At 45.3% G+C, this 22,588-nt stretch carries 17 protein-coding genes; 10 read left to right on the plus strand and 7 right to left on the minus strand.

Annotated elements, in window-relative coordinates:
* Window position 1: 1 nt before the first annotated feature.
* On the minus strand, window positions 2–736 hold the full coding sequence (locus tag IE104_RS17395) for a response regulator transcription factor (protein ID WP_229838074.1): 735 nt from the start codon (window positions 734–736) through the stop codon (window positions 2–4).
* 269 nt (window positions 737–1,005) lie between these two features.
* On the opposite strand from IE104_RS17395, the gene IE104_RS17400 reads away from it, so the two are divergent.
* The 5 genes from IE104_RS17400 to typA all read left to right on the plus strand — a co-directional run bounded on the left by IE104_RS17400 (window position 1,006) and on the right by typA (window position 10,124).
* Complete coding sequence (locus tag IE104_RS17400; protein WP_189420882.1) at window positions 1,006–2,241, plus strand: SPFH domain-containing protein; 1,236 nt, start codon at window positions 1,006–1,008, stop codon at window positions 2,239–2,241.
* A 10-nt stretch (window positions 2,242–2,251) separates the two neighbouring features.
* Window positions 2,252–3,664: a hypothetical protein gene (locus IE104_RS17405; RefSeq protein ID WP_229838076.1), complete on the plus strand. Its 1,413-nt coding sequence runs from the start codon at window positions 2,252–2,254 to the stop codon at window positions 3,662–3,664.
* Between the two features lie 145 nt (window positions 3,665–3,809).
* The gene (locus tag IE104_RS17410) at window positions 3,810–6,566 is read left to right on the plus strand and encodes a polysaccharide deacetylase family protein (RefSeq protein WP_189420883.1); all 2,757 of its coding nucleotides are present in this window, start codon (window positions 3,810–3,812) and stop codon (window positions 6,564–6,566) included.
* A 94-nt stretch (window positions 6,567–6,660) separates the two neighbouring features.
* Window positions 6,661–8,136 carry a tRNA uracil 4-sulfurtransferase ThiI gene (gene thiI, locus IE104_RS17415; protein ID WP_189420886.1) on the plus strand — a complete coding sequence of 492 codons (1,476 nt, stop codon included), beginning with the start codon at window positions 6,661–6,663 and terminating at the stop codon, window positions 8,134–8,136.
* Between the two features lie 164 nt (window positions 8,137–8,300).
* Window positions 8,301–10,124 carry a translational GTPase TypA gene (gene typA, locus IE104_RS17420; protein ID WP_189420888.1) on the plus strand — a complete coding sequence of 608 codons (1,824 nt, stop codon included), beginning with the start codon at window positions 8,301–8,303 and terminating at the stop codon, window positions 10,122–10,124.
* A gap of 260 nt (window positions 10,125–10,384) precedes the next feature.
* Here the strand turns inward: typA and IE104_RS17425 are convergent, their stop codons facing one another.
* Window positions 10,385–12,064: an alpha-amylase family protein gene (locus IE104_RS17425; RefSeq protein ID WP_189420890.1), complete on the minus strand. Its 1,680-nt coding sequence runs from the start codon at window positions 12,062–12,064 to the stop codon at window positions 10,385–10,387.
* A gap of 245 nt (window positions 12,065–12,309) precedes the next feature.
* On the opposite strand from IE104_RS17425, the gene IE104_RS17430 reads away from it, so the two are divergent.
* From IE104_RS17430 to IE104_RS17440, 3 genes are all read left to right on the plus strand, one after another.
* Window positions 12,310–13,116 carry a sulfite exporter TauE/SafE family protein gene (locus IE104_RS17430; RefSeq protein ID WP_189420892.1) on the plus strand — a complete coding sequence of 269 codons (807 nt, stop codon included), beginning with the start codon at window positions 12,310–12,312 and terminating at the stop codon, window positions 13,114–13,116.
* Window positions 13,117–13,118: 2 nt separating this feature from the next.
* On the plus strand, window positions 13,119–13,778 hold the full coding sequence (locus tag IE104_RS17435; RefSeq protein WP_189420893.1) for a hypothetical protein: 660 nt from the start codon (window positions 13,119–13,121) through the stop codon (window positions 13,776–13,778).
* A gap of 514 nt (window positions 13,779–14,292) precedes the next feature.
* A complete protein-coding gene (locus tag IE104_RS17440; protein WP_189420895.1) occupies window positions 14,293–16,515 on the plus strand; it encodes a M64 family metallopeptidase in 2,223 nt (740 codons plus the stop codon).
* A gap of 19 nt (window positions 16,516–16,534) precedes the next feature.
* On the opposite strand, the gene IE104_RS17445 is transcribed toward IE104_RS17440, so the two are convergent.
* The gene (locus tag IE104_RS17445) at window positions 16,535–17,194 is read right to left on the minus strand and encodes an RBBP9/YdeN family alpha/beta hydrolase (RefSeq protein WP_189420903.1); all 660 of its coding nucleotides are present in this window, start codon (window positions 17,192–17,194) and stop codon (window positions 16,535–16,537) included.
* Window positions 17,195–17,370: 176 nt separating this feature from the next.
* Between IE104_RS17445 and IE104_RS17450 the strand changes: the two genes are divergently transcribed.
* On the plus strand, window positions 17,371–17,712 hold the full coding sequence (locus IE104_RS17450; RefSeq protein ID WP_189420905.1) for an FKBP-type peptidyl-prolyl cis-trans isomerase: 342 nt from the start codon (window positions 17,371–17,373) through the stop codon (window positions 17,710–17,712).
* A 23-nt stretch (window positions 17,713–17,735) separates the two neighbouring features.
* Here IE104_RS17450 and hemH read toward each other — a convergent pair whose 3' ends face one another.
* Window positions 17,736–18,755 carry a ferrochelatase gene (gene hemH / locus IE104_RS17455; protein ID WP_189420907.1) on the minus strand — a complete coding sequence of 340 codons (1,020 nt, stop codon included), beginning with the start codon at window positions 18,753–18,755 and terminating at the stop codon, window positions 17,736–17,738.
* A 278-nt stretch (window positions 18,756–19,033) separates the two neighbouring features.
* On the opposite strand from hemH, the gene IE104_RS17460 reads away from it, so the two are divergent.
* Window positions 19,034–20,800 (plus strand): sensor histidine kinase, encoded by a 1,767-nt coding sequence (locus IE104_RS17460; protein ID WP_189420909.1) that lies wholly within the window; start codon window positions 19,034–19,036, stop codon window positions 20,798–20,800.
* Here the strand turns inward: IE104_RS17460 and IE104_RS17465 are convergent.
* The 3 genes from IE104_RS17465 to IE104_RS17475 are packed head-to-tail and all read right to left on the minus strand — an operon-like array spanning window position 20,787 to window position 22,493.
* The gene (locus IE104_RS17465; protein WP_189420911.1) at window positions 20,787–21,209 is read right to left on the minus strand and encodes a gamma-glutamylcyclotransferase family protein; all 423 of its coding nucleotides are present in this window, start codon (window positions 21,207–21,209) and stop codon (window positions 20,787–20,789) included. The two genes, IE104_RS17460 and IE104_RS17465, sit on opposite strands and share 14 nt — an antisense overlap.
* A gap of 5 nt (window positions 21,210–21,214) precedes the next feature.
* Entirely contained in the window at window positions 21,215–21,793 is a 579-nt protein-coding gene (locus tag IE104_RS17470) for a DNA-3-methyladenine glycosylase I (RefSeq protein WP_189420913.1), read from the minus strand.
* Window positions 21,786–22,493 carry a helix-turn-helix transcriptional regulator gene (locus tag IE104_RS17475; RefSeq protein WP_189420915.1) on the minus strand — a complete coding sequence of 236 codons (708 nt, stop codon included), beginning with the start codon at window positions 22,491–22,493 and terminating at the stop codon, window positions 21,786–21,788. The genes IE104_RS17470 and IE104_RS17475 overlap by 8 nt, the downstream gene beginning before the upstream one ends.
* Window positions 22,494–22,588: the final 95 nt, after the last annotated feature.

Consider the following 22,588-nt stretch of genomic DNA (forward strand, 5'->3'; position numbering starts at 1 on the left):
ATTATTGTTTTCCCGTATTTGAATTATCTGCCCAGCGAAATCCACGCATGGGCACATTTTCAATACATTCAAAATCTGGATCAATTTCGCGAAAGGCTTCGCGGATTGTGCTGACATGTTTGCGAATGTTTTCGCGGTTGCGCCCGCTTTTTACCACTTCATATAAATCTTCGTAGGAAACAACTTGCCCGCGTTTGGCAAACAAAGTTGCGAGAATTCGCTGTGCGGTGAGCGGCAAATTAATGCGCTGTCCGCGCCAAATAGGGCTGCGCTGACGGAGCGGGTCCATATTCAATTCAGATTCTGCTGAATTTTTGCTTTTCACGTTTTGTTCCTGGTGCTGTTTGCGTTCTTTTACCGCGCGCAAAATTTCCAAAAAAGTATCTATAAAGTCGCTTTCTTCGAAAGTGGTTTTTTGCAGGTAATCCCACGCATCCAACGCTTTCATAATGCTGCGATAAATAGTGGCAGGCATAGCTGACACCACCAACACTGGTGTTGCTTTTAGTTTATTGATGGCATTGATGATAGCAACACCCGCGTGGCGTTCCCGGCCGAGTTCGATATCGAGCACAATCAGATCGTAATTCTCGCGTTCAATTGCGGCTTCTGCATCGTCGCGGGTAAACCACTGCTCAATGACTATGTCGGGCTTGGCAGATTCAATCCAGAGTTTTAGCTGATTGCTGGTGGGCAGGTCATCTTCAATCACTGCAACTTTTATAGGTCTACTCACAATCATCTCCGTTTTTGAGTGCAGGCCACAGTATAACTCTGGTTAAGACGAAGTGGCATGATGCGGTTGTGAGCATTTCTTCACGCGCTGGATTTTCCCTTCATGGGCACGAATAACTGTTCATGGATGATGAAGTTTGTTGCCCTGCGCCTGCGTTGAACCTTCCGATGAACACCAACCATGATAGGCCTTAAGGATGTGCAGGAAAATTTACCTGCTCGCCGATTTGCCGTTTCATTTTCGCTGTTTTATTTTTCAGGGAGCCCATCATGTCTGAACGTTTTAAGCAGGTTTTACAAAAAATTATTTCTGCATTGTCATTTGGTGCATCAAAAGGTGCGGCCGGTGTGGGTAGTGGTTTACGTTCTGCTTCGGGCCTTGTGCGTGAGAGCATGCCCGGCAGGGGGGGATTGATTGCGCTTGGGTTAGCTGGTGCATCAATTTACTTTGTTTACAACCATCCTCCGGTGCAGACAATTTCGCATGGGTATATTGGTGTGCGCAGCAATCAATTGAATGGTGATGTGGTGCTTTTGCATGAAGGTACTGCATGGGTAATCCCGGGTTTGCACGAGCTGCGTGAATACTTGTTGCAAGATATGAGTTATCGCCCAAGTAAAGTTGAGGATGATGCACCTTTCCAATCTATTGAGGGATTGTCTTTGGGCGTGGATTTAACGGTGCGCTACGCGATTAACCCCGATATGTTGGTGAAGACTTCGCGCAACTTACCCGATGATATTGAAGGCGATTTGGTTGATCCCACAGTACAGGGTGTGATTTATAAAATATTTACCCGCTACACAGTGCGTGAAATTTTTTCGTCCAAGCGTGCGGAAATCCAGCAGCAAATTGAAGCGGAATTAAAGCCCAAGATGAGTGCGCAAGGTTTGCTGTTACGCAGTGTAATGATCGGCAAAATTAATTTACCTGCTGATTATAAGCGTGGGATGGAAAATCTTTTATCGGCTGAATTGGAAAGCGAAAAAATGCGTTACACACTCGAATTAAAGGAAAAACGAGTGAAGGAAACCGAGCTGGAAGCCACTGCTGAAAAAGTTCGCCGCGAGACTGAAGCCGCCGCTTCTGCCAATGAGCAAATTATCGCTGCAAAAGCACAGGAAGAGGCTATGAAGCATGTTCTTCCGTTCAAACAAAAACAAATTGAGCAGCGCCAACTTGAGGCCGAGGCAGACAAAGTATCGCGCATCAAAATGTCTGAAGGTATGGCGCAGGCACGTGTGATTGAAGCGCAAGGCGAAGCTGACTCACGCCGTAAATTGGCTGATGCAGAAGCCTATCGCCAGGATTTGGTGGGGAAAATTGCGAGCGAGCAATTAGAGCGTGATGGTGCCTTATTAACGAAAAATCCGCTGCTGATTCAAAAGACCATGGCTGATAAGTTGTCGGATAAGGTTTCAGTCATTATCGCTGCACCGCCAGCTGACGGTGGTTTTATTGGCTCAGGCTTGCTGGGTTCCGGCAAAGCTGTAGCGGCACAGTAAGGGGCGCATCATGATGACTTTGCTGGCCGCTGCTCTGGCCATAGTAACTCTCGATCAAGCTCCCTTGCGTGCATCACCACGTGACTCTGCCCAGCAACAAGTTGTGCTCTGGCAGGGCGATAGTCTTGAGGTGCGCGGTGAAAAAGCAGATTACCTGCAGGTGTACGATCACAGGCGCGAGCGCGCTGGTTATGTGAAAGCATCGCAAGTTCGCCAGGTTTCAATTGAACCAGACGCGGCACCTGAATCCCTCGCAGTGGTGCGTTTCCTGCGCGATACCCCCGGTGCTGAAGCCTTGGGCATCAGCTACGTGGCGACTTACTTAAAAGCAGCACCTGCTGAAGCTATAGGGGCAGAAGTTTTTGATGCAATGGGTGTTATGGCCGAGCGTTTGGCGAAGCGCGCTTCATCACGTAAAGCCAAGCAGGATGACACGGTTATAGCGGCACATTTGGAAGTGGTTGCCTATTACGGTATCAATATCCAAAGCTTTGAGCGCGATGGTCGAGTGCAGTTATGTTATGAGGGCGAAGCCTTTCGTCGTGTGCTGGGTATGGATGCTACATCAGTACAAAAAGCGCGCGCCGCATTGGCGGTGACGAGGCAGGATTGCCTAGACCCTGCAATGACAGTCAGCCAAAGAGTGAGCATAGATGCATGGCGGGCAGAGGTAATGGATAAGGTAGCTTTGACGGATGATTTACCTGAATACCTTAAGAATCGCGTGCGTATGCGCCGCGCTGGAATATGGGCGGCAATTGCGCACCAGCAAGCACGCCAGGATGCAGATAAATCCCAGGCCGCGGCAAAACGCGCACTGTTTGAATTAATGGGCGTGAACAAGATGGAGTTTACCGATGAAGATAATTGGGCTTACACGGATGCAGCAATCCGAGTAGGTGCAAGCCGCTGGGCGGCAGAAACTTTGCCTGTAAACAAAGCAAATCTCAGTCTTGTCTCTCGTGCTGGCGAGCCGGGTGAAACCTGTGTGTTGCTTACCGATGCCAAGCATTCAGCTGAAAATCCCTTAGCTAAACGCTGCACTTATAGTCAAGTTTGGCTGGCTTCTGCACGCGTAAACAGCAGTGCATCTGCTTTGGCCTTAGCTGTGCAACCTATGGCGGGATGGCGTGAGTTGTGGTTGTTCCATCGCACCGAAAATGGCTGGTTGATTGACGTATTGCCGCCCGCTGCAAGCGACCCGGAGTTGGGTTATGTGGAGTTCGCGGGTTGGGTTCCTGCGACCGACAAGTTTTTGGTCGCGCGTGAAATCAAAGTGGATAGTCGTTTCAAGCGTAGCTTTGATTTGGTGAACATTGCCAGCCTACAAACTGAAAAATCGGCGGATAAACCGGAAAACCTGACGGCGTTTTATCGTTGGCAAGATCCACAGTGGAAGCAGCAGAATCTTATTATTCGATAATGTGTTGGTGCGGTGGAAGGGGTTTGCTTTTACAGGTGGCACTGCTTTAATAATGGCAGCCTGTGCCTGTAACAACAGTCACAGAAATCCTCCGCGCCGCTTTTACCGAGCCTGCGCTCCACTGCTTAGGGACATGCTAGACAAGATGATAAAAAAAATATTTTTCGCGGTTGCTATATTCAGCTGTTTGGGTTGCTACGCCAGCGAAGCTAACGAAAAAGTGTTGCTGGATCAAATTTTGGATGCACACCGGGCCATGGTGGTGTTATTGGCAAAAGGTAATTCCAATGATCCGCTGGCCGATAATGTTTTTGCCGCGCGCAATGCTTACTCAGTAAAACAGGAATTGATTGAGCAATTGTTGAGTGGTGCAGAATCAGCTGCTAACAGTAAGCAGGCATTGACTGCTACGAGCAAAGCGCTGATTGATTACAGTGAACGAGTCAAACAGCATCCGGCAGACTTGCTTGCCTTTAGCGATCTTTACGATGAGCTGGAGGCTATTGAAAAAGAGCGCAAGTTGCCAGCGAATGAAATAGCGAAATTTGATGCTTCATTAAAATATTTTAAATCTGTATTGCAGCGATATCGTGCTGACTACGGGAAATTAGTGGAAGGCTTAAAGCGTGGTGACAGTTTCGAGACTTGGAGCGACTATTTAAAATTTTTAAACAGCACGCTAACAGTAAATGAACTGCTACAAACTTACGCAAAAGAACAACCGCATTTATTTCGCTATATGACGCGCGGTGAGAATAATGCAAAAACAAAAACTGACGCGCTAGTTGATCAGGCTCCAAAAATTATCTGGGGTAATAATCTTCCTGAAAAAACCGTTGTACTGACATTTGATGACGGCCCACATGCGCGCAACACACCTCTCATTCTCGACATCCTTAAACAATATGATGTGCGTGGCTACTTCTTTAGCTTGGGTAAAAATTTGGGTGATAGCGATGGTAAATCTGTCACAGCAACACGTAACGATGCTGTTGTAAAACGTATTGTTGCTGAGGGCCATATACTGGCTAATCACAGCTACAGCCATGCGATTCTCACCAAACTCGATCAAAATGGGCGCGCCGGGGAACTCAGCAAAACCAATTTGCTGATTAATAAAAGTAATGGCCAAACCAATAGCTTATTTCGTCCACCTTATGGCTCCCACGATAAAGAGTTGGATGCGCTCGCCGCGAAAGACGGCATGATATCGGTGATGTGGAATATTGATTCCATGGATTGGGCTGATCCAATTCCTGAATCCATTGCTGATCGCACCATGCTTGAATTGGAAAAAACCAAAAAAGGTATTTTGTTATTTCACGATATCCATAAGCAAAGCATGCTGGCATTGCCGAATATTTTAGCTGCACTGGCTGAGCAAGGTTATCGTGTAGTTACACTCGATGGCCGCAGCTTTAGCGAAAACTCCAGCGGTGTGCCACGGGTACAAGCAGCCCCTACAAATACCTATGGAAAAAGCTGGGCAGTGGTCATTGGAATTAATAATTATCAGTCATGGCCCAAATTGCAGTATGCCGTTAACGATGCGCAATCGGTGGCGGAACATTTGAGTAGCAAGCTCGGTTTTGCGAAAGAAAACATTATTACTTTGTTTGATAAAGATGCGACTTCTGAACGCATCACCGAAGTGCTCGGCTACCAAATGGCTGACCCAAAAGTGATCAAAGAAAATGATCGCGTATTTGTGTTTTACGCCGGCCACGGCGCCACACGTGAAATGCCCGGCGGAAAATCGCTCGGCTACATTATTCCTGTAGATGCTGATGCAGAAAAATTTCAAACCCGTGGCATAAGCATGACGCAACTCAATGATTTTTCTGCGTTGATTCCTGCAAAGCATGTGTATTTTGTGATGGATAGTTGCTACAGCGGTTTAGCTTTGACCCGCTCAGGTGTAAGTGTTGGGCAGTCCGTAAATTACATTCAACAAATTACTGGCCGCAAAGCGCGTCAAATTTTGACTGCCGGTGGTGCTGATCAACAAGTTGCCGATGGCGGGCCGGGCGGACATTCAATTTTTACCTGGACTTTTTTGCAAGCGCTTGAAGGTTTGGCTGATACAGATAACAACGGTTATGTCACTGCTTCTGAACTTGGAACCTATGTTGCGCCGGTAGTCGCAAGCTATTCAGATCAAACACCTGCGTTCGGTAATTTACTTGGCAGCGAAGGTGGCGATTTTGTGTTTAAAGTTCAGGGTAACGCTGTGGCAGAGATCAATCAAAAATTAGTGGAAGAATCCAAACGTGTTGAAGACGAAATTAATTCGTTGCGACAAAACACTAGTGCCAATATGAAGCGTCGTTTGGAATTGGAGGTTGCACTGGAAAAAGAACGTAAGGGTGAGGTTGTTACTGCTTCCAGTGCTCAGCGGGTTGCCGCAGTTTCTAATCCATCCTCTGCTCCAGTGAAAGCTGAGCAGGCTAAGGTTGAATCGACCAAATCTTCTTCAGCAGCCGTTACTATTGACCGTAAATTGAAAGCGAATCAATTGAATGAATCTGCTCTGGGTTTCTTCAAAGTTAAAAAATACCTGGAGGCTAAACGTGATCTCGCTGAGGCTGTGCGTTTAAATCCCTACAGCCCCATGCTGCTCAATAACTACGCCTATATGCTGGACCAACTCAACGAAAATGATGAGGCGCTCAAATGGTATTATCGTACCGTCGAGTTGGACCCAAAGCGTATTGCTGTCTATTTGAACCTAGGTGATTTGATGGTCAAATTGGGGCGTCAGCAGGATTCGATAGCCTATTACGAACGCTTCTTGCACCTCTACCCATCCTACAAAGATGCAAAACTTCTGCAGGATAAGATGGAGGAGTTTAGAAACATGGTTCCTGCGGCCACACCTCCAGTGGCCTCGCCAACTAAGTAAAGACGGCCATAACCGTTCATGCTGCGGTATAATGCCGACGTTTCGAGGGCAGGCCAGCGGGCTTGCCCTTTCTATTTAGCTAACCGGTATTCCCATGCACTTCATCGTAAAAGTCTTCTCCGAAATCATCATCAAAAGCCCGCCTGTACGTAAACGCTTTATCAAACAGCTGCGCGATAATCTACGCAAATTGTTGGCTGATAAAGGCGTGAATGTGGATGTGCAGCGGGATTGGGAGAAGATTGAGATTGTCGCGCCCGATGCTGACGAAGCGACTATCGCGCAGGTATCTGAAGTGCTGGCGCATACGCCGGGGATTGCGAATTTCTCTCTGATCAAGGCCTATCCTGTTGGTGACCTTGAGGACATTTTCCAGAAAGTTTTGCCGCATTGGAAAGATGCCTTGGCGGGCAAAACCTTTTGCGTTCGTGCTCGCCGCCACGGTAATCACGAATTTACTTCCACCCAGCTTGAGCAATATGTGGGTGGAGGATTGTTGCAACATACAGACGCAAAAGGCGTTGAGTTGCGTAAGCCCGACATTACGGTGCCGCTTGAAGTGAAGTGGGATCGCCTGTTTGTCATCGCCAGTAAAACCCAGGGCATGGGTGGCTTTCCGCTCGGTGCGCAAGACCCGGTGTTGTCATTAATTTCCGGTGGATTCGATTCAACCGTTTCAACTTATTTGTGCATCAAGCGCGGTTTGCGTGCGCACTACTGCTTTTTCAATCTTGGCGGCCGCGCGCACGAAATTGGTGTGAAGGAAGTTTCTTATTATTTGTGGAATAAATACGGCGCATCGCATCGCGTAAAATTTGTGACGGTGCCGTTTGAAGATGTAGTGCGCGAAATTTTGGAAAAGGTGGATAACGCCTACATGGGCGTAACCCTCAAGCGCATGATGTTGCGCGCCGCTGAAAAAGTGGCGGAGAGTTTGGACATTCCCGCGCTGGTAACCGGCGAAAGTGTTGCGCAAGTATCCAGCCAAACACTGGTCAATTTAAACGTAATTGATCGCGCAATTGAAACTGTTGTGTTACGCCCACTCGCGACTATGGATAAAGGCGATATCATCGACATCGCCCGTAAAATCGGCACAGAAACGTTTGCGGCGCAAATGCCCGAATACTGCGGTGTGATTTCGGTCAATCCAACCACCAAAGCAAAGTTGCACAAAGTTGAGCGCGAAGAAGCTAATTTCGATATGGCGATTTTAGAACGCGCCATCGCTGAGCGCCGTGCACAAAATATTGATGAAATTGTGAATGAGCTGGATGCAGATTTATCCGTGCCAGTGGTGGCCGATATTGGTGCAGGCCAAATCGTTATCGACATTCGCCATCCCGATGAAGAAGAAGTAAATCCCCTCAGGTTGGATGGCGTAAACATTTTAAAAATTCCGTTTTACGGCTTAAATAATAAATTCCCGACACTTGAGCAGGGCGCACAATATTATTTGTACTGCCAAAAAGGCGTAATGAGCCAACTGCACGCAGCGAATTTAAAAGATGCCGGGCATTTGAATGTGGGGGTGTATAGGCCGGAACCTCAGAGTGCTTGTACGATTTAGGTATATTCCTTTCGTTTGGGCGGTTGCTGGCTGAGGATTGGGTGCGACCGCCTAAAAAATCACCAACTTTCCTGCTTTAGCCATATCCCTGACACGCTTACATGGGTATAATGCGCGACCTCAATTTTGACCCACATTTTTTATCCTCACAGAGAATCACCACAGTGACTACCAATTCGCAAATCGAAAAACTGCGTAATATCGCCATTATCGCTCACGTTGACCACGGTAAAACCTCTATGGTTGACCAGTTGTTGCGTCAATCTGGCACCCTTGATCGTCGCGAAGACAGCGGCGATTTGATCATGGATAGCAATGATCAAGAGCGCGAGCGCGGTATTACCATTTTGGCGAAAAACACAGCCATCAAGTGGAATGATTACCGTATCAACATCGTGGACACCCCCGGACACGCCGACTTCGGCGGTGAGGTTGAGCGTGTTTTGTCGATGGTTGACTCTGTGTTGTTGATCGTTGATGCCGTTGGCGGCCCAATGCCACAAACCCGTTTCGTAACCTCTAAAGCCTTCGAACAAGGTTTGAACCCGATTGTTGTTATCAACAAAATCGACCGTCCAGGCGCACGTCCTGAGTGGGTTATCGACCAGGTATTTGATTTGTTTGACCGTTTGGGTGCGACTGAAGAGCAGTTGGATTTCCCGATTGTTTACGCTTCTGCGCTGAATGGTGTTGCAGGTTTAGATCCAGATGACATCGCCGAAGACATGACTCCACTGTTCCAAATGATCGTTGATAAGGTTCAACCGCCGAAAGTAGATATCGACGGTCCGTTCCAAATGCAAATTTCAGCCTTGGACTACAACAGCTATGTGGGTGTTATCGGTATTGGCCGTATCACTCGTGGTTCTTTGTCTCCGAACCAACAAATCGTTGTGGTTGATCACCAGGGCAACCAACGCAAAGCGAAAGTATTGCAAGTGATGGGTTACCACGGCTTGCAACGTATCGAAACTGACAAAGCTTACGCGGGCGACATTGTTTGTATTACCGGTGTAGATAAGCTCGGTATTTCTGACACCTTGTGCTCGCCAGATGCAATTGAAGCTCTTCCTGCTTTGTCTATCGACGAACCAACCGTAAGTATGACTTTCCAGGTAAACGATTCGCCGTTTGCGGGTAAAGAAGGCAAGTTCGTGACCAGCCGTAATATTAAAGATCGTTTGGAGCAAGAGTTAATTGCTAACGTTGCCTTGCGTGTTGAGCAAGGCGAGACTCCGGACAAATTTAAGGTGTCTGGCCGCGGTGAATTGCACTTATCAGTACTGATTGAAAACATGCGTCGTGAGGGTTACGAGCTAGGTGTTTCTCGTCCTGAAGTAATTCAGAAAGAAGTTGATGGCGAAATCCACGAACCTTACGAACAAGTAGTTATCGACGTAGAAGAACAGCATCAAGGTAAAGTGATGGAAGAACTCGGCTTGCGTAAAGGCGAGTTGACCAATATGGAGCCGGATGGCAAAGGCCGCATCAAGTTGGAATTTATTGTTCCTTCGCGCGGTTTGATCGGTTTCCGTGGTAACTTCCTGACTATGACCTCTGGCTCCGGCATCATGACTAGTATTTTTGATCATTACGGTCCGGTAAAAGAAGGTGAAGTTGCCAAGCGTCAAAACGGCGTGTTGATCTCTATGATCAAAGGCAAAACTCTTGCTTACGGTTTGCACCCATTACAAGAGCGTGGTCGTCTGTTCTACGGCGCCGGCGCCGAGATTTATGAAGGTCAAATCGTGGGTATTCACTCTCGCAGCAATGACTTGGTGGTAAACCCAACCAAAGCTAAACAATTGACCAACGTGCGTGCGTCCGGTACTGACGATGCGTTGACTTTGTCTCCACCAATTCGCCACACACTTGAGCAGGCATTGGAGTTTATCGAAGATGACGAGTTGGTAGAAGTAACCCCGCTCAGCATCCGTATCCGTAAAAAATTATTGACTGAAAACGAGCGTAAACGCGCGAGTAAGTAATGATTTTTTTTGTGGTAGCTTGTTAGATATAAATCCCCAATATGAAAGTGTTGGGGATTTTTTTTCGAGTTATTTTGGGGGTTGCTGTGATCGAAATTAAAACGCTTGCCAGTAATATCATCTAACAATAGAGAGCGGAGTCAAGGAGAGCAAGCTTCTGCAAGACGTTATAAAAGATACAATCAGCGTTAATACTTTGGGGTGTTGTGTGGTGAAAGGCTCGTTTTTAATAGCGCAGGTGGTTATCTGCGCTATTAAATTCACGACCAATTAAAACTTTGCTTTTTGCCATCCAGCTTCCAATGCGATGGTGTAGGTGTTTCCATCCAATCTAGTGGTTCGCAAAGTGCTTGTGGCTTCGATGCAATCTCAAAGCATTTTTTGAGAAATGATTTTTGCTCTGGGCCCGTTGCATCGGGTTGTGCTGAAATAAACATAGGGGTGCCGCTACGTGCAAGTAGTTCCATCCATTGTTTATTTTTATTCCAAGGTACTTTTGTTGTAAGGCCTACGCAATCAGCGTCAGCCGCGTAAAAAGTTCCGTGGTGAATTCCGCGAAACGCAAGTGTATTGACACCCATCTTCAGTGTGGTTTCCCATTTTAAACCACTGGTGTCATCTCCAATTCGGTTTAGCTCAAATAATCCCGCTGATAAATGGCTGATGGTATTGCAACCAATGATGTAAGTTTCACCGGCTGCTGCGCGAATTGTTTTATAGAGCTCCAAAATAATTTCTGCATTGGTTTTGCTGTTATCGTACATGCGCCAATCGCTGTCTGTCATACGGCCATCGCGCAGCATTTCAAAACCCCATTTGCCAAATATGTCATCGCTAGTGAAATCGAATTTCACCATTTCATAGCCCCATTGGTTATAGAGTTTAAAATAATCTTTAATGCGATTAAGGTTTTCTGGAATGCTCGGATCGAGTACAGGTTTGTTGGGGTTATCGCGGCCCGGAACAGAAGGGAGCAACAGTGATTTGGCATCTTTGTAACTACCACAAAGTGGGCGGGTCCATATGCCAGGGCGCATGTCCATTCGTTTAATTTTGTGAGCGAGCGCCCCCATGTCTGGAAATTTCTCATCGGGATTTTTCATGTCATCACCCCAACAGCAATCATCTATTTGTGCGGGGTTACCTTTAAACCAACCCGCGTCTATGACGGAAAAAGGACGATTACTTAGACCTTCTGTCAGGGGTGCCATCATGGCGGTGTGTTGCAATATTAATTTTTCCGAGGTGTCACCGTAACTAAAATACCAATCATTGATGCCATATACGGGAGCTTTGGGCATATGCGCTTTATCGCACATTAATTTCATGAAGCGCTGGGCTGCTTGAAAGGCCGATTCACTTTCATGTCCGCGCAGTGTAACTATCTCTGCTGCATGCAAAATACGATCACCCAACACCACACCTTGCGAGCCGGAGCGTGTATCCAGAGTGAGTTGAAGTTCCTCACCTAGAATTTTCCAGTAGCAGAAAGTTGCTGCACCGGTTTTCACACCAAAGCCATTTGTGGCTTTTCCGTCGCGCTCCAAAAAATACCAGGGCAGGATCTCGCTAGTGGATGGCGAGTGCCAGCTTATATCCCCATAGGTGCGTTCCCAGTGATCGTTTAAAATTTTGGCGGAGCTTCTGATAGGGATTTTCCAGCTTAGGGTTACCGTACTCAGCGCACCGCGAGGGGCTTGAATGGCGATATGAGTATTGGCGCCGTGGGCACTTAAAAAAGCAGCTACCCCTTGATTTTGCCATGTTTTGCCATCTTGGCTGGTCAGCTCAACTAGCTTCCCGTCAATGAGTGCAGTAACTGTATCTGGGGTTGATATCTGAGTGTGGTTAGTGCTATTACCGTCCGCCATTGTGGGGGGGTGTAGTAATGCTGTGCCTAACGCTGCACCGGTGATAGTTATAAAGGAGCGTCTGTTCATGGAGTTTCTCGGTTGATTATTGTTTTAGGTATTTTTATTAGATTTGTTCCTGTCTATGTAGCAGCGCTGACGACAGTTAACGTAGTGGTCGAGGTTTTTGTAAATTTTTATCATATTTGTAAGATAACATAATAAAAACTTGCGTGAAAAGCGCTATGTAACCGGTTTACTTTTTTTTACGCGTTCGGATTTGTCGAGGCTTCCAGTAAACTGCTGTCTGTTTCTCCTTTCTATTTGGATTTGTTTTGAATTTCGTTGATTTGTTATGTTTTCTCTCGCTCGGAGCCATTACCGGCCTTTTTGCCGGCCTTTTTGGTATCGGTGGCGGCGGTATTATGGTGCCGGTGCTCACATTTTTATTTATTAAATTAGCATTTCCCGTTGAGCATTTGGTTCACATGGCGCTTGCTACTTCTATGGCTGCGATTGTGCCTACAGCCATCGCCAGCTTGCGTGCCCATCACAAACGTAGAGCAGTTATTTGGCCAGTTGTTTATAAAGTAGCGCCGGGGATTTTATTCGGTACTTTTGCCGGTACTTTTTTAGCGAGCTATTTGTCGGCAACTCCGCTGGCAATTTTTTTCTCGTGCTTTATGGCGTTCGTTGCCCTGCAAATGGTGTTGGATCAAAAACCAAAGCCATCGCGACAGCTGCCGGGTAGTGTTGCATTAATGGGGGTGGGCTCAGGTATTGGGGGTGTTTCTGCATTGGTTGCAATTGGTGGAGGCACGCTTACCGTACCCTTTCTAACCTGGTGTAATGTGGCATTGCCTATAGCTATTGGTACATCAGCGGCGGTTGGTTTGCCTATCGCGTTTTCGGGTGCGCTGGGTTATGCAATAAATGGCTGGTCCGTCGCTAATTTACCTGCGCATACTTTAGGTTTTATTTATTGGCCTGCTGTTTTTGCAATGGCGACTGCAAGTTTTTTTACAGCGCCTCTTGGTGCAAAGTTAGCGCATAGTTTACCAATTCCTCTGCTCAAAAAATGTTTTGCTGTGTTGTTGATAAGCTTGTCTTTGCAAATGTTATTCACTGTAGTTGGTCACTGAATATGTCTATAAAAAAATCAATTATTACCGCGCTCAAGCAAAATCTGTTGCCGGGGTTGGTGTTGCAATGTTTTGCGTTGGCGATTGTATTAATTTATTTTTTTGTGCCTGCGTCGCAACCTGTTTACGCGTGGTTTGCGTTATTAAAGCTGGAATATGGGTCGCTCTATGCGTTTGTCGCCACCGCTTTTTTTGGTGGGTTCATTCCGTTCATGTATTTGTGGGCGAGTAAACGTATTGATCCTTCCCAAAACGCATTTGCGCTATTTTTATTTTATGTAATTTTTTGGGGTGTGAAAGGAATTGAGGTAGATTTTTTTTATCAACTACAGGGCTATTGGTTTGGTTATGAAAATAATGTTAAAACGATCGCAACCAAAGTGGCTGTGGATCAATTTATTTACAGCGCATTGTGGGCAGCGCCAACGATTACCATTCCCTACCTATGGGTTGAATACCATTTTAATTTCCGTGCGTGTGGTAAAGCGCTTAATCGATCCTTTTTTCTAGAAAAAATACCCACGGTAATTTTCTCCAACTGGTTGGTATGGATTCCAGCAGTTTCCGTTGTTTATTGTATGCCGCAATATTTGCAAATTCCGTTATTTAATTTGGTGCTTTGTTTTTGGGTATTAATTCTTGCGGTGCTGAATAAAAAATAATTATTTAAAGCTGCGCAATATTTCCCGGAATTTCACAAAATAAAATACTGTTAGTGTTGTCAATACTGCCCCTTTGTCACGCTGTATATCTTTATTTCACGCTCCGACTGTGCCTGTAAATTAATGTGTCGCTGCTGGCAGCTTCGAATAATAGGTTTGTTTTTCGGTTCACTGCTGAAAATATATACTTGCTAATTGGATTCAGCTAAAAAAATTCCATCTTTAAACCCTTCTTCCGTTTATGTATTCATGCGTCGAGGCCAAACATTTCTGGAGTGGTTCGGGTCGATTACGTAAAAATTGAGCTAAGAGATTTTGCTGCGAGTCCATTGTTAAATGATTGAATCATATTTTTTGGCGCAATAATTTTAGTGCATGGAGTTTTCGTATTTATGAATTGATTTGGTGTGGCTAATAAATGGAAATCGTTGTATTCGCTATAGTGCTCTGTTAGCGTAGACCGATGGTTATCGGTTAATTACACAATAAGTATGAAGTAAATAAGGATAGTAATATGAAGTTAAAATATTGTTATACATCCCTAATTGTTTTCGTCGTTATGCTCTCGTCGTGCGGTGGTGGTGGAGGTGCCGGAGGAAATACAGGGAATCAAATTGTTGCAAATTCCAGTTCAAGTTCCGTCTTAAATTCAAGTTCTAGCTCCTCTTCAAGTTCAGTTGTCACAACACCCGTCGCAATTGCCCCGGACGATCAGTCTTTTACGCTTGATGAAGATAGCGTTTTAAGTGGTGAAATAAAAACTAACTACGACTACATAGGGGGTAGTACCGATAAGGATAAATTTGTCAAAGAAGGAAATACACTCAAGGGTGGTAATGTAAAAATTGTTATTCCTGAAGGGGCTGATCCAAAACTATATTTGAATTACACGCCGGCGGAAGATTTTTATGGAGACGACGAAGCCATTGTATATTTGACAAAATATACAAACGGAGTGCCTGGTAATGCACAGGCAGTCAAACTTAATTTTCATGTGCGCGCGGTTGTAGATGAAAGTCTTAAGTTTAAAATTAATAACGAGAAATTATTTACAACTGGTGATCAGATTCGCCTCAGTCTTCCATATCACCCCGATACGCAGGCCCCGGTAGCTTCCGGAACCCTGTTTAAATTGTCGATAGGTGATGTGCCTATTCCGTACTCAATTGATTCTGAAAGTATTGCATTTGTTATTCCTCCAGAAGTTGCTGCTGGTGTAAAAACATTGAGCTTGGATTTTGATTATCAAAACAAACCTCAGCATTTAACGCGAAAAATTTCATCCAAAATTGATTATGTTGATGTGGAATATTGGATGGGTGACAAGAATAGGATTGGTGTTACCTATGTCGTGTTTGCGGAAAACTCGGTGCAGCGCCAAAAATATCTTGATTGGGTTACCAAAGAATTCACCAAATTATTAAGCAATCCCATAGTGGCGCAGTACAGCAGCTATTGGAATCTTGCGGTTATTAAAGATCCTGCTCCGGAGAATTATGCAAGCCTCTCGAGTGGAGAAAGCAAGATTCTGATTGGTGATTTAAAAACAACTGGCGAAGCCTATGTGAAAAAATATGTGCCCAATGTAGATTGGATTATTTTAAATACCAGTTTGGATGGCAGGGCGACGGGCGGTTACCCCATGACCATTAATTACAGTCCTATCAACGTTATCATGCATGAGTTCGGTCATGTTCATGGCAAGTTGGCCGATGAATATAGCGATGAAATATTTAATCCAAATCCGGTTTATACAGAGGGCTCTACTCCCAACGTAACGAATTTTAACGATTACGACTCGATTCCCTGGAAGCATTGGATTGCGGATAAGACAAAAATTCCCGGTGTAAATACAGCAGGTTTTGACGGTGTGGGTGCTTTTCTCGGTGCTTTTTATGCGCCCAATAAGTTTTATCGTCCGATGTATGATTCCTTAATGCGTAATACAGAAGCTCCACTCGGCCCCGTTAATTCTGAGGCCTGGGTATTGGCCACTTATGAGCGCTTGGGACTTTTGGGTTCAGTAACTTCTACTAAAGAATCTGGTATACGCCGTCTCACTATCGCAAAAAAATGGAATAGTGATGTAACCAAAATTGATTGGTACATTAACGACGTTAAGCAAAATGCATTAACAAACCAATCTTCCATCGCGATAGATGAAGCTACCATAACGACTGCGAATTACACGGTAAGGGCTGAACTGACGGATTTGTTGGGATACATTAAAAATCCAAATGCCTATGCGTCATTTAATAATGTTGCATATGGCGATTTGTTTGTTCCCGGTTGGAAAGACAAGAAAAATGAAAGCTTTCAAAAGAGTTGGACGTTCGACAAAGCTGCGTCAACGAAATTACAAAAGCAGCAAGCAGCTGAAAACTCCGGGCTTGCGGTAGTTAGTAATCATTGGGTTAGCCATACAATCAATATTCGTAATGGCGAACATCAACTAACGACAACGACACCATATTATTTGTTGGATACTTTGCTGCCAGTTACAGCGCACAGTGAACTCCGTGCCGATATAGTGGATTCCGCGGGAACAAAACTGTATTCAGTCGGGATTGATCAACCGTATTTTTATTATCATGAAGGAAAAGGCATGGTCAATCTTAAAGATCGCGGTGCTTATAAAATCAAGCATCCGTTTATCAACGGAACTTATCAGATCAATATTGTCGACCTGCGTACCAATCAATTACTCACCAGCTTACAAATAACGCAAGCCAAATAATTTTTGTAGGTCTAATGCATTAGCTGGGCTGACAGCCCAGCTGTTTCATTGAGTGTGTTTGTTTAATTGCGCGTAAGTAAGCCAATATTTTTTTGGTACGGGCTTGCGTTATTTCATCGGTTTTGCGTTGGGTTTTTCCAATTAATCTATTTAGTGTGCGAATACCTTCTGGCCAATAGTCTATGGTTGATTGATGAGGTGGCGCTTCTATAGAAATTGAATGTGATAAATCTGTACTCCATAGTGCTGCCAACAAAGCCGCCTTTGTGTCTGTTTGATTGCGAATAACAATTCGGGTTGGAATGGGTAGTGCCTGTTTTGGAATTTTTTTGCGCAGATCGAAATCGTCGGGATTAGCGGGATCCACTAAAAAGGCTGCGATAATTTTCCCGGGATATTCTGCAGCAACGCTTGCAGCTGCCAGCGCACCAAAACCTTCTGCGATTAACACAACGGGTTCATCAATACTGATCAGAGCAGCAATAATACTGTTGCGCCATTTTACCCAGTCAGTCGTATTCCAATCATGCATGAGAATGCGGCGAGTGCGAGGGATACTTTTCTCCCATACGCTCTGCCAATCGTGTTCGTTGCTGTTGCCTAAGTCGGGAACGATTAATGCGCGGTAGCCGTTAAGGGCACAAGCTAATTCGGTGGAGTATTCATTAATTGTCATCATTGCAAGCTCCTTATCATCGTCTTGTCAGGATCGTCTTGCTTGCAGATTATGACTCCGAGGCTGAATTGCGAATGAACAAACTTCCACGGTTTTCTATTTCGAATATCCTATGTCGATTAATGCGCAAAATTTTTCGATCCGGGTAAAATGGCATTTTTAATGAGGGAGAAAGCTTAATGACAACTGAATTAATTATTGAAGATATTCAGAAAGGCGACGGCAAGGCCGTTGTTAAAGGTGCTTTAATTACCGCTCATTACCGCGGTTTTCTGGATGATGGTACCGAGTTCGACTCGTCTCATAATCGCGGCAAGCCATTTCAATGCGTAATTGGAACGGGGCGCGTTATTAAGGGTTGGGATCAGGGCATTATAGGTATGCAAGTGGGCGGCAAGCGCAAACTTTTTGTCCCTGCGCATTTGGCCTATGGCGAGCGACAAATGGGCCCTTTAATAAAGCCCAACTCCAATTTGATTTTTGAGATTGAATTGCTGGAAGTTCTAACTCGAGATGAGTGACAGCCAGGTAGTTTCAGAAGTTACTACAATTTACTGTTAATCAATGCTACTAGTGCCTCTATATGATCTTTACGATCATTTAAGGCAGCAATATAACGGTAGTGCAACCCGCCTGCGTGTAAAAAAATCTCACGATTTTCTAGCGCTAATTCCTCAAGTGTTTCCAAGCAGTCTGCGCTAAAAGCGGGCGAAATTATGGCAACATTTTTCACGCCACTTTTAGCCAGTTCTTCCAGTGTTGCATCTGTATAAGGTTGAAGCCACTCTGCGTAACCGAACCGCGATTGGAAGGTGGTTAGGTATTCATCTTTTTGTAAACCCAATTTTGCCGCTACGAGTCGTGTAGTTTTTTGGCAGAGACAGAAATAAGGGTCACCTAAATCCAGGTTGCGCTTGGGCATACCGTGATAAGACAGCAATAATTTTTCAGGCTGTCCATGTTGTGCAAAGTCTTCCTGAATACTTGCTGCCAGTGCATCAATAAATAGCGGGTGATCGCAGTAGTTATTAATGAAATGTAATTCAGGTACAAATCGCCACTTTTGTATTTCGCGTGTCACAGCATCGAAAGTGGAACCGGTGGTCGCCGCTGCATATTGAGGGTAGAGCGGAAGTACAATGATCTTGCGCACACCTTCCTGTTGGAATTCGCGCAGCGCTTTGACAATAGATGGATTGCCGTAGCGCATACCTAATTTCACTATGGCAGTTTCGCCCAGCTGCGTTTGAATCGCATTAGCCTGACGCTTGCTTATGGCAAGCAGTGGCGAACCCTCTTCAGTCCATATGGTTTTATATTTTGCAGCAGATTTTTTAGGGCGCACGCGCAAAATAATACCGTGCAGAACCAGATTCCAAACGATTTTCGGAATTTCTATGACGCGCGGATCGGCTAAAAATTCTGCGAGATAGCGGCGCAAGGCTGGTGCGGTCGGGGCGTCTGGAGTTCCTAGGTTGACCAATAAAACGCCAGTAACCGGGGGCTTGGCTTGGTGGAATAGTGGATCAGCACCGTCGGTAACGGCGGAGAATTTGTTCTTCATGCAGTTTTGGTCCCGGAGCTATGTTCAGCAATAAGCGGGCACTCTAACAGGGATGTTTTTATCACGCAAAAGTCTTCTTCGGAGGATTTTGGGCTAAGCTTTATGAATCACTATCTTGTTCAGCTGACCAATATGGTGCTGTTCACTTTTGATTATTCAGGCGCATTATGGATATTGGCAAGCGGTTGAAGCGAGTAGCTTTGTGGAAAAAATTCACCTTTCTTGGGCTTTTGTGCCTTTCTGTCATCTTTTTGCCAACTTATTTGTATTGGAAAGAGGTGCAAAAAAATCTCCAATTTGCCGCTAAAGAACAGCAGGGGCTTCCGCAAGTTCAGTTGATGCTGAATATTATTCAGCGCACCCAACAGCACCGTGGTTTGTGCGCGCGTTACCTGCAAGATTCAACCATGTCCAAACATGAGCAGCGCACCAAAGCTGAAGATTTGGAAGCTGCGATTTTTGCGTACGAAGTGTATTTGGATAAGAATCCCAATGAGCAGCTTAAAGCCGGGTTTGCTGAAACCGTTAATTATTGGCACAACATTCACCGCAAAGTGGCTCATAAAAATATTGATTACACACAAAGCTTTGAACAGCACACTTATCTCATTAATTTACAGCTGCAATATTTGCGTAGCCTTGTGGATTATTACCAGTTGAGTTTGGACCCTGCTGCAGATGGCTACTTTTTAATTGAAGCAAGCCTGATGCAACTGCCGGAGCTGGCAGAAATCCTGGGGCAAATTCGTGGTTACGGTACAGGATTATTAACCAAAGGCGACGCAACCTTTGATGAGCGTGCGCACTTAAAAGCGTTGTTGTTGGCCAGCAAATCCAGAATGGATTATTTGGATCTCAGTATTGGTAAAGCTGTAGCCGCTAAACAGAACGGTAGAATAAATATTTATGAAAACTACCAAGCCACCAAGAGCCAATATCAAAACGCTGTTGATCTCGCGGAAAACGAAATTCTGGCAAAACAGGCATTTAGTCTTAGCCCCAATCAATACTATTCTGCGTTTACCTTAGGTGTGAATAGCTATTACGGATATGCCCATTTTTCAATTGATCAATTGGATTCAATTTTATACAGCCGTATCACGACTCTGAAGCATCAAATGCTGGCGCTCCTTTTCTATGTGCTGTGTTTGACTCTGGTTGTCGCGGTGATATGTATTGGATTTGTTCGTCGGCTGTTGCGTCAATTAGGTGGTGAACCCTATTACGCTGCCGAAATCGTGCAGGCTATTACTCATGGTGATTTGGATTGTGAAATAGAGACTGCTTATCCAGATTCGCTGTTGGGTAAAGTGAAAATCATGCAGCAAAAGCTTAAAGAAAACGATCGCTTGAAAAGTGAATTTGTCTCAACTGTGAGTCATGAACTTCGTACGCCTTTAACAGCAATTGGTGGCGCCTTGTCATTAGCTGTGGGTGGTCAGCTGGGTACTATGCCGGGGTCGGCTTTAAAATTGTTGGATATTGCCCAAAAAAATACTGCACGTTTAACGGAGCTTATTAATGATCTATTGGATATAGATAAGCTCTCTATAGGAAAATTGGAGTTGAATATGAGTGTTCAACCCTTAATGCCTATTATTGATGATGCCTGCTTATCCATGACGTCCTACGCGCAAAAATATGGTGTGCATATTTTAATTGGTCCGCGTTTTGAATATACCTTGGTGAATGTTGATGCGCGAAGGCTGCGTCAGGTGTTGGTCAACTTTTTATCCAACGCTGCAAAATTTTCTCACAAGGGTGATGAGATCGTCATCAACGCAAGTGTGCACGCTGATAAAGTGAGAATTGAAGTGGTGGATCACGGCCAAGGCATTCCTGAAGAATTTCAGGACAAGATATTTGAAAAATTCTCGCAAGTAGATTCTTCTGATTCGCGCGCTGCCGGTGGTACTGGCTTGGGGCTTGCTATCGCGAAAGAGTTAATTCAGCAAATGAATGGAACAATAGGTTTTACTTCCGCTGAAGGTGTAGGTTCCTGTTTTTATGTTGAGCTTCCTCTGGAAGAAGCTAATAGCGATTGAGGAAATCGCCTGAGTTTATTGCCTCTAATTCGCTGGTGTCTTGTTGATATACATAAGTCCAGGCTTGTATAGTTTCGCCGCTGCTTAAAACAACTTCTGCCACGCGACGTTCATACTCGTGCGGTTGTGGTGATTTTTTCGCGCAACCTTCATAGACATCGAGATCGTGCAATTGCGATTCGTTTTCCAGTAAATAAATTTCACCGATGGCCCAATGTTCGGTTTCACTTAACACCAAGCCTGGATAGTAGTCCACCATAAATAATTGTCCGCGAATTCTGGCTGGCGACACAAAATCTGCATTGCCCAAATATTCCTTATGCGCTCCTGTTTCGCATTCCTTGCGAAGTGTGCCGTAGACAAACAAATAATGGCTTTCGGGTTTTTCGTTAAAGTGCGAGTCGTACATTTCTGCTATTTACCTGTACTGCTGGCTTTATATTTGTAACAAGTGGTGATGTGATCGTTCACCATGCCCGTGGCTTGCATAAACGCATAGCAAATTGTAGTGCCTACAAAATTAAAGCCCCTTTGTTTCAATGCTTTGCTCATAGCATCTGACTCTGGCGTGGAGGCTACTGCCTGACCCATATTTTTTAATTTATTTTGTTTGGGTTTTCCGCCAACAAAACTCCATAAAAATTCGCTAAAGTCTTCGCCGTTTTTTTGCATGGCCAGGTAGGCTTGGGCATTTTTAACAGCGCTCTCAATTTTTAACCGATTGCGAATGATGCCTTCGTTTTGCAATAGCTTGGCTTTTTTGGCGTCGCTATAGCGAGCGATTTTTGCCGGATCAAAGTTATCAAATGCTTTGCGATAGTTTTCACGTTTGCGTAAAACTGTAATCCATGAAAGACCGGCCTGCGCGCCCTCCAGAATCAAAAACTCAAACAGCGTTTGATTGTCATACAGCGGTGTGCCCCACTCGTTATCGTGATAGTCAACATAAAGGGGATCATCTCCGCACCAGGGGCAGCGAATTTTTTCAATCATTGTTCCAATCCTGACAAGATTCATCCTGCAACGCTAAAAAATGTTTCAGGCTTTTGTTATCGTGGGTTTCAAAAATTTCGTTCAACACGTCGAGTGTATTGATGCGGTCAAGCCTAAAGGTGCGGTATTCCACTCTGAGTTGGCACCAGGCAACCAGTGTCCACACCTTGCCCCAAAAGATAAGTCCCAGCGGTTCGATAGTGCGCGTGGAAGCTTGTGCGTCGGCGCGAGTGTAATCAATTTTAATGCGCTGGCGGGCGCGTATGGCTTCGCGGATAGGTTGGCTGTGCGCCGTATAAAATTTTTGTATTTCTTCCATATTCGGGACGAGCAGGGGTAAGTTTTCATCGCTATGGCGCAAGTGGTCGGGCAGTACAGCAAGAATTTTCTGTATGGCTTGTTTGGCGTGTGCAGCCATATCCATGTCGCCCCAACTGCTTACCATGCGCGCGCCCAGCAATAGCGCTTCAACTTCATGGCGATCAAACATCAGGGGTGGGAGTTGGTAACGATGCGAAAGCCGATAGCCCACACCTGCTTCGCCTTCAACCGGAACGCCAGAAAGGCTTAGCGATTGGATATCGCGGTACACGGTTCGCTCGGAGACTTGTAAATGCTCGCTCAACTGTTTGGCGGTCATAACCGTGCGGCGATTGCGCAGCAAGGTCAGCAGTTGGAATAGGCGTTCGGCGCGTTGCATGGAATTCCTGAATCGGGTTTTACAACGTTAAAGTTAAGGAGGTTGAGCAAAGTTTACACGACCCGCTGCCAATAAATGTCAGTAGCGCGCACATT

The organism is Cellvibrio zantedeschiae (assembly GCF_014652535.1).
Classification (GTDB): Bacteria; Pseudomonadota; Gammaproteobacteria; order Pseudomonadales; family Cellvibrionaceae; genus Cellvibrio; species Cellvibrio zantedeschiae.